A 14,801-nucleotide genomic window follows, 5' to 3' on the forward strand; every position below is an offset into this window, starting at 1 on the left:
TTCAGGCACAGGGTAATAGCGGCAGTTAGAGTAGTCTTGCCGTGGTCCACGTGCCCTATAGTACCAATATTTATGTGTGGTTTTGTTCTTTCAAATTTTTGTTTAGCCATTTTTATAAATCCTTTCTTTTATGGGATTATTCTTATATATATCAAAGCCTTATACCGCTATACTTGTCCCTCTGCTTTTACTAATAATTTCATCAGAAATATTTGAAGGCACAGGTTCATATTTTAAAAACTGCATGGTGAAGGTCGCCCTGCCCTGGGTCCTAGACCTCAAATCAGTGGCATAACCGAACATGTTTGCCAGGGGAACCTCACATTCTATTACCCTGGTCTGGTTCCTCAGGTTAACCTGCACTACCTTGCCTCTTCTTGAATTTATGTCGCCGATGACATCGCCCATAAACTCATCAGGGGTTACTGCCTCTACATCCATAATCGGCTCCAGCATAACTGACCTGCATTTTTTCATAGCCTCCCTGAAAGCCTTGGAAGCAGCTATCCTGTAAGCAAGATCAGATGAATCCACATCATGGTAGGATCCATCCAGAAGCACAGCTTTTACATCCACTACCGGGTAACCGGCCAGCTCGCCGCTCTGCATAGCATCCTCTATACCTTTCTTTATGGCCGGTATAAATTCATTGGGTATAGCCCCGCCCTTAATCTTATCTTCAAATTCAAAACCTTTTCCATATTCATTGGGACTAAACTTAATTATTGCATGGCCATACTGTCCGCGGCCGCCACTCTGCCTTATGTATTTGCCTTCTATCTGGGCTTCCTTGGTAATAGTTTCCCGATAGGAAACCTGTGGTCTGCCCACATTAGCATCCACTCCGTGCTCCCTGAGCAGCCGGTCCACTATAATCTCCAGATGAAGCTCTCCCATTCCCTCGATTATGGTCTGCCCTGTCTCCGAATCAGTACTTACCCTAAACGTGGGGTCTTCATCGGAAAGTTTCCTCAGGGCCTTGCCCAGCTTTTCCTGGTCTACTTTGGTCTTGGGCTCAATGGCGATAGAAAGTACCGGCTCGGGGAAAGTTATGGACTCATATTTTATAGGATGCTGTAAATCACAAATGGTATCACCGGTCTTGACCTGCTTTAACCCCACTACTGCCACTATATCCCCACAGTAAACTTCATCTCTTTCTTCCCTGCGGTTGGCATGCATCTGAAGCAATTTGCCAATTCTCTCTTTTCTGCCATTCTCTACATTCAACACCTGGGTACCCGACTTCAAGGTACCTGAATAAATCCTCACATAAGCCAGCTTCCCCACAAAGGGATCAGTCATTATCTTAAATACCAGGCCAGAGAAAGGAGCATCGTCATCAATTTCTCTGTATATATCTTCCTCGGTTTCAATATCCAAACCCTTGGGCTGGGGAACTTCCAGCGGAGAAGGTAGAAAATCCAGTACTGCGTCTAAAAGAGGCTGAACCCCTTTGTTTTTAAAAGCAGAACCGCATAATACCGGAACTCCCTGCATATTCAAAGTTATATCCCTTATGGCAGCCTTTAGCTCGTCCTCAGAAATTTCCATATTCTCTACATACTTGGTTAATATGTCATCATTGAAATTGGATATATTCTCTATAAGCTCCTGCCTGTACTTATTAGCCTCTTCCAGCATGTCCTCGGGTATATCTTCAAATTCAAACTTCATACCCATCTCATCCTTGTAAATTATGGCCTGCATGCTTATTAAATCAATAATCCCTTTATAGCCATCTTCATTGCCGATAGGAATCTGTACAGCCATAGGATTGGCATGAAGCCGGTTGTCTATCATCTCCATCACATAAAAGAAATCCGCACCGGTCCTGTCCATCTTATTTACAAAGGCTATCCTGGGAACATTGTATTTTACTGCCTGTCTCCAAACCGTTTCTGATTGGGGCTCTACGCCGCCTACAGCACAAAAAACAGCAACCATGCCGTCCAGTACCCTTAACGACCTTTCCACTTCCACAGTGAAGTCCACGTGGCCCGGAGTATCTATAATATTTACACGATGGTCTTTCCAAAAACAGGTAGTAGCCGCTGAAGTAATGGTTATTCCTCTTTCCTGTTCCTGCACCATCCAGTCCATAACCGCTGCCCCGTCATGCACTTCACCCATTTTATAAGTTTTTCCAGTATAATAGAGAATACGCTCGGTAGTAGTAGTTTTACCTGCATCTATATGAGCAGTAATCCCTATATTTCTTGTATTTTTTAACGACACTTGTCTAGTCATAAAATATCACCCTAATATTACCATCTGTAATGAGCAAACGCCTTATTGGCCTCTGCCATCCTATGTAAATCTTCTTTCTTTTTAACACTATTTCCTGTATTGCTGGCCCCGTCCAGTATCTCTCCTGCCAGTCTCTGGGCCATGCTCTTTTCTCTTCTCTTTCTGGCAAAATCGACAATCCACCTGATAGCCAGAGTCATAGCCCTGTCTGATTGTACCTCTATAGGTACCTGGTAGGTAGCTCCACCAACCCTTCTGGACTTAACCTCCAGTACAGGCTTTACGTTATCCAGACATTTATCCAGTATTTCTAAAGGATTCTCCTTGGTCTTATCCTCCAGTATTTTCAAACTGCCGTACACAATTTTCTCAGCAGTGCTCTTCTTTCCTCCCAGCAGAATCTTACTTATAAGCTTGGCTACTATCCTGCTCTTGTATATAGGATCTACATTGCTTGCTTTTCTTTTAGTTACTGTTCCTTTTCTAGCCATTAATCATACTCCTTAAACCTTACTTTGGTTTCTTAGCCCCATATCTTGAACGGGCTGTTTTTCTTCCTTCTACGCCTGCTGTATCCAGTGCGCCCCTTACTACCTTGTAACGGACACCGGGTAAGTCCTTTACCCTGCCGCCCCTTACTAATACAATAGAGTGCTCCTGCAGATTATGCCCTATGCCGGGGATATAAGCGGTAACCTCTACCCCGTTGGTCAACCTGACCCTGGCCACTTTCCTCAAGGCTGAATTAGGCTTCTTGGGGGTAGTAGTGTATACCCTTACACAAACTCCCCTCCTTAAGGGATTGTCCTGCAGAGCAGGAGTTTTCTTTTTCTTGCTTATATTCTTTCTACCTTTTCTAACTAACTGATTAATCGTAGGCATAAAACCTTACCTTTATCTTTAAATTAACAAATAATTATAATAAACTCAGTAATTTGGCTGAATTAATAATCTCCTTCAATTTGAAGACACGAAAAAAAAATTTATCATTATAAAACTAAAAAGTCAATAATTAATTCCTTAAATTAGCCTTACTGGCCATAATATTTAGATATTTATCTCTAAATTCTCAGTATCTTCCTCCTCATGGTTCTGAACTACCTCTATCTGGCCCTCATCTTCTTCCTCATACCCCGGGTATATAAGCTCTATGCTTCTGTACCTGTTCATCCCGGTACCCGCAGGTATGGATTTTCCAAGTATTACATTTTCTTTCAAACCGGATAGATAGTCAACCTTGTTTTCCAGCGCAGCATCGGTCAGCACCCTGGTGGTTTCCTGGAATGAAGCTGCTGCCAGGAAGCTATCCGTGGCCAATGATGCCTTGGTAATACCCATCAAATTCTGGGAAGCAGTAGCATTGGCCTTCATATCTGCAGACAGCTCTTCATTTACCTTATTAACCTGCAGCCTGTCTACCAGCTGACCCGGCAGGAAATCACTGTCTCCCGGCTCGATTATGGTAACTTTCTTAAGCATCTGCCTGGCTATAACTTCAATATGCTTGTCATTTATATCCACGCCCTGGGATTTGTAAACATTCTGTACTTCCCTGACCAGGTACTGCTCACAGGCCTTAATTCCGCTAACCCTCAATATGTCATGAGGGTTCTTGGGGCCATCGGTAAGCTGATCACCGGCATGCACCTTATCTCCACTTTTTACCTTCAAATTGGTACGGCTAGGCACCTGATAGGCCTTTTCTGTCTCGCCATCATCGTCTTTAATAGTTATCATCCTATGTTTGCTATCAATATCTTCAATTTCTACCTTTCCGCTGATATCCGCTATAGCTGAATGTTCCTTGGGCCTTCGCGCCTCAAACAACTCTACTACCCGGGGCAAACCACTGGTAATATCAATGCCCTCAAAAGTTTTCTCATGTTTGTGGACATGAGTCTTTCTTTTGGCGGTCATAATAATCTTGGCAAATACTTCACCCGCATCCACGTTTACATTTTTATTTAATATAAGTATTTCACCCCTGGGGATTATTACATCTACTATATCTCCTCTTTCCATCTGTACCTGGAAAACCAGCTTACGGGGTATTTTCTCAATATTTACCTCCATGGTACTCTTTCCCTGCTGGGTAAAATCTTTTTTCTCCAGCTTCAGATCTTCCAGAAGTTTATCCGAAAGCAAAATCTTTCCCTTAACCGGTGATTTAATCTGCCTCTGTATAACCGTAGAAGCTACACCACCAGTATGGAAGGTACGCATGGTAAGCTGGGTGCCCGGTTCTCCAATGGACTGGGCCGCTATAATACCCACAGCTTCACCAATTTCTACTATTTTACCGGTAGCCAGATCCCTGCCGTAACACTGTTGGCAAATACCGTTTTCGCTTTCACAGGTAAGGGGCGACCGTACCTTAATGGTTTCAATATTGGCCCTTATTAACTTACCCAGCTGTTTTTCAGTTATTTCTTGGCCCACCTTTATTATATTCTTCTTGCTGGTGGGATTATCTGCATCCTCCAGGCAAATCCTTCCAATAAGGTTGGTATTCGGTTCACCTTCCAGGGTCAGCACAAACAGATTTATGCCTTCTTCAGTGCCACAATCCGGTTCCCTTATCATGGTATCCTGGGCAACATCTACCAGTCTTCGGGTCAGATACCCTGAATCGGCAGTTCTAAGCGCGGTATCAGCAAGACCCTGCCTTGCACCATGGGTAGACAAAAAGTACTCAATAACCGTCAGGCCCTCCCTGAAATTGGATTTTATGGGCCGGTCAATAATGTCTCCCCGGGCATTGGCTACCAATCCACGCATTCCGGCCAGCTGCCTGAGCTGCTTGATATTACCACGGGCTCCGGAGGTAGCCATCATGTACACCGGATTAAACTTATCGAAGTTCTTCTCCATGGCCTCCGCTACCTTTTCATTGGTTTGAGACCATATCTGTATAACCCTCTGGTGCCTCTCAAACTCGGTTATCAACCCCTGTTTGTAATAACTTTCAATTTTCTCAATTTTTTCCTCAACTTTTTTCAGGATATCCGCCTTTTCCGGGGGTATGGTTATATCGTCAATTCCTATGGTTAACCCCGAACGAGTAGAATATTTAAAGCCCTTTTCTTTGATACTGTCTAGAATCTGGCTTACCACTTCATTGGAGTAAGTGCTTATAACCTCTGAAATAATAGATATAAGCTCTTTCTTGTCCACTTCTTTGTTCACAAAACGGTAGTCATCCGGCAGAAGATCATTAAATATGACTCTCCCCAGAGTAGTTTTTACTCTTTTGCCCCCTACTTTTATCATTATAGGGGTATGCAAAGTTATAAAGCCGTAATCATAATCAAGATAAGCAGTATCAGCATTGGCATAATACTTCTTGGGCTCTTTTATCCCTTCCCTTTCAGAAGTAAGGTAATATATTCCCAGAACCATATCCTGAGTAGGAGTCACGGTTGGCTCCCCACTGGCAGGAGATAACAGGTTCTTGGAAGAAAGCATCAGCATTATGGCTTCCGTTCTTGCCTCATTGGACAGAGGTACATGTACCGCCATCTGGTCGCCATCAAAGTCAGCATTAAACGGGGGGCAAACCAGAGGGTGAACCTGTATCGCCTTGCCTTCTACCAGTATGGGCATAAAAGCCTGTATTCCCAATCGGTGAAGGGTCGGAGCCCTGTTAAGCAGCACCGGGTGATTCTTGATTACACCTTCCAGTATATCCCACACCTCATTGGTGCCCTTGTCCACCATAGCCCGCGCATTCTTGATGTTCTGAGCAAAACCCTCATCTACCAGCCTCTTCATTACAAACGGCTTGAACAACTCCAATGCTATCTCCTTGGGCAAACCGCACTGATAAAGCTTCAGATTGGGGTTTACTACAATAACCGAACGGCCTGAATAATCAACTCTCTTACCTAAAAGATTCTGTCTGAACCTTCCCTGCTTGCCCTTTAACATATCGCTGAGAGATTTTAAGGGACGGTTGCCTGCGCCCAGCACAGCCCGGCCTCTTCTTCCATTATCAAATAATGCATCTACAGCTTCCTGCAGCATCCTCTTTTCATTATTTACAATTATTTCCGGAGCTCCCAGCTCCAGTAGTTTTTTAAGACGGTTATTCCTGTTTATAACTCTCCGGTAAAGATCATTTAAATCAGAGGTGGCAAATCTGCCGCCATCCAGCTGTACCATAGGCCTCAGGTCAGGAGGAATTACCGGAAGCACATCCAGGACCATGTATTCAGGTTTATTTTCCGAATCAATAAAGGTTGAAATTATCTTTAGCCTCTTAATGGCCCTGCTCCTTTTCTGGCCTTTGGAATTCTTAATAATCTCTTTTAGTTCTTCAGTTTCCTGTTTGCTGTCAATCCTGCTTAAAAGGTCTCTAACCGCTTCAGCACCCATGCCACCGGAGAAATAATCGCTATAGATTTCCTGCATCTTCTTAAACAGAGCTTCATCAGAAACCAGCATCTTCTCTTCGAGATTGTAGAAAAAGGTATTTGCCCGGTCAATCAATTCCACTTCTTCGATATATATTTCCTCTTCCTCTATCAGCAGAGATTCGGTTTCGCTCTTTATTTTTTCAACTTTAGCCTCAATATCCTCCATGCCTCCCAGATTCTCATCAATGGTCTTAAGCTCCTCTGCATTTTCCACATTACCGTATTTTTCAGTAATCTCATCCCGGTTAATTATAAGCTCTTCTTTTCTCAGGTTATGGAGCTCCTCTGCCTGCTTAATGGCATCCTGGTGAAGCTGGTCTAATTTATCCTTTTCTTTTTCGATTCTTTCTTTATCTATAAAAGTAACAATATAGGAATCAAAATAAAGTACTTTCTCCAGATCCTTGGGGCTCAAGTCTAATATGTAACCCATTCTGCTGGGCACCCCTTTAAAAAACCATATATGTGAAACCGGACAAGCCAGCTCTATGTGGCCCATCCTTTCTCTGCGTACATTGGATCTGGTAACCTCTACTCCGCATCTTTCACAGATAATGCCTTTAAATCGAACCCTCTTATACTTACCGCAATAACACTCCCAATCCTTGGTGGGACCAAAGATCCTCTCACAAAACAGGCCATCCTTTTCCGGCTTCAAAGTACGGTAGTTAATAGTTTCAGGTTTTTTTACTTCACCATTAGACCATGACCTTATCTTTTCTGATGAAGCAAGCCCGATTTTTATTGCATCAAAATTATTTACATCTATATTTATAGCCATGTATAAATTCCTCCCAAAAAAATATTATCCTTTATTAGCTTTCTCTTCCTGTTCTTCTGCATCCTGAATATCATCCTGCTCTTCTGAGCTCTGTATTTCTTCTTTATCCTCAGCATTCTGCATAAAATCTATGCCCAGATCTTTAACTGTCTGCATAATCTCATCATCTTCAGCAGACACATCCACTTCTTTGCCCTCATCGGATATTACCTCTACATCCAGAGTAAGGCTCTGCATCTCCTTGATTAAAACCTTGAATGATTCAGGTATGCCCGGCTTTTCGATATTTTCTCCCTTAACAATGGACTCATAGGTTTTAACCCTTCCTACCACGTCATCGGATTTAATGGTAAGCATCTCCTGTAATGCATATGCTGCTCCATAAGCCTCCAGAGCCCATACTTCCATTTCTCCAAATCTCTGGCCTCCAAACTGGGCTTTACCTCCCAGCGGCTGCTGGGTAACCAGTGAATAAGGCCCGGTTGACCTGGCATGAATTTTATCATCAACCAGATGCAAGAGCTTTAATACATAGGCATAACCCACTGCAATATCATCAGAAAGTTTTTCCCCGCTCCGTCCATCAAAAAGGGTGGTTTTTCCATTCCGGGGAAGACCGGCCTTTTCCAGCATATCCAGTATTTCCTGCTCCTGAGCACTGTCAAAAATAGGACAAGAGCAATAGATCCTTCCATCCTGGTCCTTGGGAACATTCTTACCATCCCAACCCTGGCTGGCTGCCCATCCCAGGTGGGTCTCAAGCACCTGTCCAACATTCATCCTGGAAGGTACGCTCAAGGGGTTAAATATAATATCTACGGGTATACCGTCCTCAGTATAAGGCATATCTTCTTCTGGCAGTACTATGGATATTACACCCTTGTTTCCGTGCCTGCCGGCCAGCTTGTCACCAGTGGATATTTTTCTCTTCTTGGCTATAAATACTCTTACCAGCTCATTTACTCCCGGCGGCAGATCATGGCCCTTTTTCCTGGAAAAAATCTGAACATCCAGCACCTTGCCGTATTCGCCATGAGGAACTTTAAGAGAGCTGTCCCTTACTTCCCTGGCTTTCTCTCCAAATATTGCCCTTAATAGTTTTTCCTCCGCAGTCAGTTCGGTTTCTCCCTTGGGAGTTATCTTTCCCACCAGCACATCTCCGGGTTTTACCTCGGCACCGATCCTTATAATTCCCCTTTCATCAAGGTTGGCCAGCACTTCCTCTCCCACATTGGGGATATCTCTGGTAATTTCCTCTTGTCCCAGTTTGGTTTGCCTGGCCTCAACTTCCTGCTTGGATATATGTATAGAAGAAAGAACATCTTCCTTCACCAGTTTTTCAGAAATTATTATGGCATCCTCATAGTTATAGCCTTCCCAGGACATAAAAGCCAATAAAAGATTCCTGCCCAGAGCCAACTCGCCCTGCCTGGTGGCGGGTCCGTCAGCAATTACATCGCCTTTTTTAACCTTGTCCCCGGTATTAACCAGGGGTCTCTGGTTAATACAGGTGCCCTGATTGGACCTCTGAAACTTGTAAAGAGAATAGCTAAACATCTTGCCATTTTTATACCTTACCTTTATATTCTCACCGGTAACCTCTTCAATTTTGCCATCATCAGCAGCAATAATAAGCTGGCCGCTGTCCCTGGCCACATCTGCCTCCATGCCTGTTCCCACCAGAGGAGGTTCGGGATCAATCAGGGGAACCGCCTGCCTCTGCATATTGGATCCCATCAAGGCCCGGTTAGCATCATCATGCTCCAGGAAAGGAATAAGAGAGGCCGCAGCGCTAAAAATCTGCTTGGGCGAAATATCCATATAATCTACTAACTCCGGCTCCACACTTACCGCTTCCCCCGCAGTCATACATAAAACTTTATCTTCCTTAAATCTTCCATCCTTTCCCAGTCCAGCAGTAGCCTGGGCTATAGTGTAATTCTCTTCTTCATCAGCAGAAAGATAGTCTACCCGTTCGGTAGCCACCCCATTTTCCACCTTGCGGTAAGGCGACACTATAAAGCCATACTCATTTAACTTGGCATAAGTAGCCAGTGAACCAATAAGTCCAATATTGGGTCCCTCAGGTGTCTCTATGGGGCACATCCTGCCATAATGGGAAGCATGAACATCTCTTACCTCAAAACCTGCTCTCTCCCTGCTCAAACCTCCGGGTCCCAGAGCCGAAAGCCTTCTTTTATGGGTAATTTCAGCCAGAGGATTGGTCTGGTCCAAAAATTGCGAAAGCTGGCCGCTGCCAAAAAATTCCTTCAGGCTGGCCACCAGGGGCCTTATGTTTATAAGGGTTTTGGGAGTAATGGACTCGATATCCTGGGTAGTCATTCTTTCCTTTACCACCCTTTCCATCCTGGACAACCCGATTCTTACCTGGTTCTGAACCAGCTCGCCGACATTTCTCACCCTTCTGTTTCCAAAATGGTCTATGTCATCTATTTCCCCAATTCCGCTCATAAGCTGAATTAAATATTTTACTACCAGGAATATATCCCGGCTGTGGAGTATGGATTCCACGCTGGTATCAATATCCATGTCGCTATCAATCTCCAGCAGCCTTTCAGTCACTTCCTTATCCAGCTTTTCGTCAAGTTTCTGATTGAGTTTATAACGGCCTACCTTTCCAAAATCATACCTTTTAGGATTAAAAAACATGGTATGTATAAGGCTGACCGCGCTCTCCACCGTAGGGGGCTCCCCCGGTCTCAGTTTTTTATATATTTCTATTAAAGCTTCCTCGGTAGTCTCAGTTGCATCCTTTTCCAGAGTATTCTTAATACAATCCTCTTTATCATAAGGACTGAAAAGATTTATAAGGTCCTGGTTGGTCCCAAAGCCTACTGATTTTAAGAATATGGATAACAGAAATTTTCTTCTCCGGTCAATCCTCACATAGGCTATGCCCTTCTTATCTGTTTCAATCTCAATCCAGGATCCCCGGGTAGGGATTACCTTGCACATATATAATTCTTTTTCACTCTTCTTGTCTATATCAGTGTCATAGAAAACACCCGGTGAACGAACCAGCTGGGATACTATAACCCTCTCGGTTCCATTAATTATGAAAGTGCCCTTATCAGTCATTATGGGAAAATCACCCATAAACACTTCCTGTTCTTTTATCTCCCCGGTTTCCTTATTAACGAAACGGGCATTAACTTTCAAAGGCGCTGTGTAAGACATGTCCTGCTGTTTACACTCATCTGCAGAGACTTCAATGGGATCAAAGCTGTATCCCGTAAACTCGAGGGACATGTTTCCAGTAAAATCCTCAATTGGAGAAATATCTTTCAAGGCTTCCGTAAGCCCTTCTTTTCTGAACCATTCAAATGATTCTGTCTGAATATCCAGCAGATCGGGCATCTCCATAATCTTGGGAATTTTACCGAACTCATACCTTTGGATTTGTTTATTATTTTGCATTAAATAAGTCTCCCCTTTATAATAAAATCAAAGTTAAATAAGCAGAAAGTAAGATTTTTAGCGTAAAAAAATCTTACTTAATTAACTATTATTATTAATAATTTTGTACTGCCTGAAAAAACTGACAAACTATCATTTTAGGAAAAAATGATAGTATTGTCAATTTAATTTTTATTCGGAAAGTTAAAATAGAAAACTACTTAACTTCTACTTCGGCTCCAGCTTCTTCAAGCTGCTTCTTTATATCTTCTGCTTCATCTTTAGAAATTTTTTCTTTAACTGCATTAGGAGCTTTGTCTACCAGATCCTTAGCTTCCTTTAAGCCCAGATTGGTAATACTTCTAACCACCTTTATAACCTGTATCTTCTTAGCGCCTGCTGATTTTAATACCACGTCAAATTCAGTCTGCTCGGCTTCGGCTGCTCCGCCTGCTGCTGCAGCTCCTGCTGCTGGTGCTGCTACCATAGCCTGCGCGCTTACACCGAATTTTTCTTCCAGAGCCTCTACTAATTCTGATAACTCTAGAACGGTCATGCTCTCTATAGATTTTAAAATCTCATCAATATTTGAACCCTTCTTGGCAGTCTTGGTCTCCTTTGCGGTCATCTTCCCTTTTCCCTTTCCCTTTGCTTTTGTTTCTTTTTTTTCAGTGTCTTTTTTCTTATCAGCCATTTATCCTCCCTTAATTTTTATTATTCTCTTTTTCTTTTCTTATAGCTCCCAAAACCATTACCAAATTCCTGCTTAATCCACTTAAAGTAGTAACCAGGCCACTAATTGGAGAGTTCAAGGTAACAGCCAGATTGGTAAGCAAGACTTCTCTTGAAGGCAAGCCGGCAATCTTTTGGATCAACTCTGCGGTCAGCAGCTGATCTTCCAGTATTCCTCCCTTAACCTGAAGGGTCTCGTGTTCTTCTGCAAAGTCTTTGATAATCTTGGCGGTAGCAGCAACATCTTCCCCAACCACTACAACACTGGTGGGGCCTTTCAGAATCTGGTCCAGCTGAATATCTGAAAATACCTCTCTGGCCGCAATAAGAGCCAGGGTATTTTTAAGCACCTTCAGATAAGCCTGATTCTCGGCCAGCTTATCCCTTACTGTCACTGAATCCCCTACAGTTAATCTGGTGTGATCAGTAAAAATCAATCCATTATTTTCACTAAAAACCTGTTTTATGGCTTCTACTTTTACTTCTTTTTCTTTTTTAACCACGGTAACCCCCGAAAACTTTTATTGTATATACTAAAAAATCGGCCCACAGTACCTGGCCGATTAATTTTACTAATCAACCTCGGCAGGAAATTAAGTTAATTATCTAACACCTGCTGTCTGTGGCTGCCTTATATTTAATTAAGCTACTTCTTCTATATCTGCAACCTTTGTGGCATCTATTTTTATACTTGGCCCCATAGTGCTGGAGATATAAACGCTTCTCATATATCTTCCCTTGGCAGCAGGGGGCTTTGATTTAAGAATAGCATCGATTAGAGCCGAATAATTTTCCAGCAGCTTGTCCAGCCCAAAGGATACCTTCCCCAGAATACTATGCACTACACCGTTTTTATCAGTCCTGTATTCCAGTTTACCCTTTTTAGAATCTTCTACTGCTTTGGCCAGCTCAAAAGTTACTGTACCGGATTTAGGATTAGGCATAAGTTTTCTGGGCCCTAATATTTTTCCCAGCTTTCCAACATGTTTCATCATATCCGGAGCGGCAATACAAACATCAAAATCCAGCCAGCCCTGGTTTATTTTCTCTACATACTCTTCGCCGCCAATATAATCAGCTCCAGCTGCTTTAGCTTCCTCCGCTTTTTCGCCCTGGGCAAAAACCAGAACCTTGGGTGTCTTGCCTGTACCATTTGGCAGCACAATGGTTCCTCTTACTATCTGATCTGCCTTTCTGGGATCAACACCCAGATTTATGGCAATGTCCACTGTCTCATCAAATCCAGCATCGTGGTTAGCAACTAACCACTCCAGTGCTTTTTTGGGTCCCATTGCCTCTGTATCTAAATTTTCTACTTTGCTCTTATATTTTTTACCTCTAACCAAGACTATCACCTTTGCTCTGAAATTTGTCTAAACTACCTTAACGCCCATATTTCTGGCTGTACCCTCTATTATCTTTACCGCGCTTTCCACAGTCCTGGCATTAAGATCCTTTAATTTTAGTTTGGCAATCTCTTCCAATTGCTCTCTCTTTATTTCGCCAACCTTGTTTTTATTGGGCTCTCCTGAGCCCTTCTCAATATCTATGGCCTTTTTTATAAGTACAGCTGCAGGAGGGGTTTTAGTTATGAAACTAAAAGACCTGTCACCGTAAACAGTAAGGATAACCGGAATGATCATCCCCTGTTCCTTTGCTGTTTTTTCATTAAAAGCCTTACAGAACTCCATAATGTTTACCCCGTGCTGTCCCAATGCCGGTCCAACAGGGGGAGCAGGGTTAGCCTGCCCGGCTGGTATCTGTAATTTCACTTGCGCAATTATTTTTTTAGCCATTACTTTTCCTCAAATTAACATAGATTTGTAATTATACACATATAAATTAATATTTCAATGTTATATTTTGGCCACCTGGTTAAAATTCAGCTCCACTGGAGTCTGCCTGCCAAATATGGAAACCAGTACCTTTAACTTGCCCTGGTCCAGATTGATTTCACTGATAGTACCATCAAAATTACTAAACGGTCCCGTGGTTACTTTTATGGGCTGGCCTACCTCGAAATCAGTCTTAGGCTTGGGTTTCTCGGAAACCTCTCTCTTCATTATTTTTTTTACCTCGGAATCATTTAAGGGCACCGGCTTGTTCTCAGTACCCACAAAACCGGTAACTCCCGGGGTATTCCTTACCACATACCAGGAGTCATCATCAAGATACATCTTAACCAGAAGATATCCGGGGAAAACCCTTTTGGTGGAAACCTGTTTCTTTCCCCCCTGTATCTCCATGATATCCTCTTGAGGTATATATATCTCAAATATTTTATCATCCATATTCATGGATTCAATCCTATGCTCCAGATTAGCCTTTATCTTCTTTTCATATCCCGCATAGGAATTTATAACATACCATCTTGGTCTCATTTATAATCACCAAACTCTTTTAGACATTTATTAGAAACTCTACAGCCTGTAAGAATATAAAGTCAAACAAACCTAAAATAGCAGCAAATATAATTATGGTAACTATTACTACCAGAGTATAGCTTAACAAAGCCTTTCTGGTAGGCCAGGTAACCTTCTTCAACTCTCTTACCACGCCCCTGAAAAAGCTAGCTATCTTTTTAGGTATCTGCTTAATAAACTGTTTCCAGTTTATTTTCTTCTTGGGTGGAGCAACTGGCGGCTTACGGTCTTTGGCCATCTTCTCCATCATTTTTTTTGGTTTGTACTTTCTCGATACTTTTCTTTTAGCCATTATTCCTTAAATATATTTTACATAATAATCCTGGCAGGGCTGGAGGGACTCGAACCCCCAACACCCGGTTTTGGAGACCGGTGCTCTACCAATTGGAGCTACAGCCCTATCTGGTCTCTTTATGAACCGTATGTTTTTTACACCACTTACAATATTTTTTCATTTCTATTCTGTCCGGATCATTTTTCTTATTCTTAAAAGAAGTATAATTCCTCCTTTTACATTCCGTACAGCCTAAAATCATAATCTGTCTCAATTTAGCTCACCATTTTAGTTGATTTATAATTAACTTAAAGGCGCAGACAAATAACTTACCACTATCTAAAGTGGTTGTCAATAAGTTATTATCGCCTACTCTATTATCTTAGTAATACTTCCAGCCCCTATGGTCCTGCCGCCTTCACGTATGGCAAACCTTAAGCCCTCTTCCATAGCTATGGGGGCGATAAGCTTTACTTCCATCTCGGTATTATCACCGGGCATAACCATCT

The 14,801-nt window shown here is 42.6% G+C and carries 14 protein-coding genes, 1 tRNA gene and 1 other annotated feature; all 15 genes read right to left on the minus strand.

The window, feature by feature from the left end:
- Positions 1-110 (minus strand): hypothetical protein (locus K9H14_07665; GenBank protein MCG9480067.1); only part of this gene is annotated, 110 nt, incomplete at its 3' end.
- 49 nt (positions 111-159) lie between these two features.
- Positions 160-2,250, minus strand: coding sequence for an elongation factor G (gene fusA / locus K9H14_07670; protein MCG9480068.1), 2,091 nt, complete (start codon positions 2,248-2,250; stop codon positions 160-162).
- A 17-nt stretch (positions 2,251-2,267) separates the two neighbouring features.
- Positions 2,268-2,741: a 30S ribosomal protein S7 gene (gene rpsG / locus K9H14_07675; GenBank protein MCG9480069.1), complete on the minus strand. Its 474-nt coding sequence runs from the start codon at positions 2,739-2,741 to the stop codon at positions 2,268-2,270.
- A gap of 19 nt (positions 2,742-2,760) precedes the next feature.
- On the minus strand, positions 2,761-3,132 hold the full coding sequence (rpsL, locus tag K9H14_07680; GenBank protein ID MCG9480070.1) for a 30S ribosomal protein S12: 372 nt from the start codon (positions 3,130-3,132) through the stop codon (positions 2,761-2,763).
- Positions 3,133-3,297: 165 nt separating this feature from the next.
- The gene (locus tag K9H14_07685) at positions 3,298-7,446 is read right to left on the minus strand and encodes a DNA-directed RNA polymerase subunit beta' (protein MCG9480071.1); all 4,149 of its coding nucleotides are present in this window, start codon (positions 7,444-7,446) and stop codon (positions 3,298-3,300) included.
- A gap of 24 nt (positions 7,447-7,470) precedes the next feature.
- Entirely contained in the window at positions 7,471-10,884 is a 3,414-nt protein-coding gene (rpoB, locus tag K9H14_07690; GenBank protein MCG9480072.1) for a DNA-directed RNA polymerase subunit beta, read from the minus strand.
- A gap of 196 nt (positions 10,885-11,080) precedes the next feature.
- A complete protein-coding gene (rplL, locus tag K9H14_07695; protein ID MCG9480073.1) occupies positions 11,081-11,491 on the minus strand; it encodes a 50S ribosomal protein L7/L12 in 411 nt (136 codons plus the stop codon).
- 76 nt (positions 11,492-11,567) lie between these two features.
- A complete protein-coding gene (gene rplJ, locus K9H14_07700; GenBank protein ID MCG9480074.1) occupies positions 11,568-12,098 on the minus strand; it encodes a 50S ribosomal protein L10 in 531 nt (176 codons plus the stop codon).
- Between the two features lie 23 nt (positions 12,099-12,121).
- Positions 12,122-12,239, minus strand: a sequence feature (ribosomal protein L10 leader region).
- On the minus strand, positions 12,237-12,941 hold the full coding sequence (gene rplA / locus K9H14_07705) for a 50S ribosomal protein L1 (protein ID MCG9480075.1): 705 nt from the start codon (positions 12,939-12,941) through the stop codon (positions 12,237-12,239). Its footprint overlaps the feature before it by 3 nt.
- A gap of 27 nt (positions 12,942-12,968) precedes the next feature.
- Entirely contained in the window at positions 12,969-13,391 is a 423-nt protein-coding gene (gene rplK / locus K9H14_07710) for a 50S ribosomal protein L11 (protein ID MCG9480076.1), read from the minus strand.
- Between the two features lie 60 nt (positions 13,392-13,451).
- Positions 13,452-13,976 (minus strand): transcription termination/antitermination protein NusG, encoded by a 525-nt coding sequence (nusG, locus tag K9H14_07715; protein MCG9480077.1) that lies wholly within the window; start codon positions 13,974-13,976, stop codon positions 13,452-13,454.
- Between the two features lie 19 nt (positions 13,977-13,995).
- Positions 13,996-14,256 carry a preprotein translocase subunit SecE gene (gene secE, locus K9H14_07720; protein ID MCG9480078.1) on the minus strand — a complete coding sequence of 87 codons (261 nt, stop codon included), beginning with the start codon at positions 14,254-14,256 and terminating at the stop codon, positions 13,996-13,998.
- 85 nt (positions 14,257-14,341) lie between these two features.
- Positions 14,342-14,418: transfer RNA gene (locus K9H14_07725), tRNA-Trp, on the minus strand.
- Positions 14,417-14,566, minus strand: coding sequence for a 50S ribosomal protein L33 (gene rpmG, locus K9H14_07730; protein MCG9480079.1), 150 nt, complete (start codon positions 14,564-14,566; stop codon positions 14,417-14,419). The genes K9H14_07725 and rpmG overlap by 2 nt, the downstream gene beginning before the upstream one ends.
- Before the next feature lie 95 nt (positions 14,567-14,661).
- Positions 14,662-14,801 (minus strand): elongation factor Tu (tuf, locus tag K9H14_07735; GenBank protein MCG9480080.1); only part of this gene is annotated, 140 nt, incomplete at its 5' end.

The organism is Actinomycetes bacterium (assembly GCA_022396035.1).
Classification (GTDB): Bacteria; Actinomycetota; Humimicrobiia; order Humimicrobiales; family Humimicrobiaceae; genus Halolacustris.

Bases quoted from the DNA above. Each gene is read 5' to 3' on its own strand.
- fusA (MCG9480068.1), bottom strand. From the start codon at position 2,250: ATGACTAGACAAGTGTCGTTAAAAAATACAAGAAATATAGGGATTACT.
- rpsG (MCG9480069.1), bottom strand. From the start codon at position 2,741: ATGGCTAGAAAAGGAACAGTAACTAAAAGAAAAGCAAGCAATGTAGAT.
- rpsL (MCG9480070.1), bottom strand. From the start codon at position 3,132: ATGCCTACGATTAATCAGTTAGTTAGAAAAGGTAGAAAGAATATAAGC.
- K9H14_07685 (MCG9480071.1), bottom strand. From the start codon at position 7,446: ATGGCTATAAATATAGATGTAAATAATTTTGATGCAATAAAAATCGGG.
- rpoB (MCG9480072.1), bottom strand. From the start codon at position 10,884: ATGCAAAATAATAAACAAATCCAAAGGTATGAGTTCGGTAAAATTCCC.
- rplL (MCG9480073.1), bottom strand. From the start codon at position 11,491: ATGACCGCAAAGGAGACCAAGACTGCCAAGAAGGGTTCAAATATTGAT.
- rplK (MCG9480076.1), bottom strand. From the start codon at position 13,391: ATGGCTAAAAAAATAATTGCGCAAGTGAAATTACAGATACCAGCCGGG.
- nusG (MCG9480077.1), bottom strand. From the start codon at position 13,976: ATGAGACCAAGATGGTATGTTATAAATTCCTATGCGGGATATGAAAAG.
- secE (MCG9480078.1), bottom strand. From the start codon at position 14,256: ATGGCCAAAGACCGTAAGCCGCCAGTTGCTCCACCCAAGAAGAAAATA.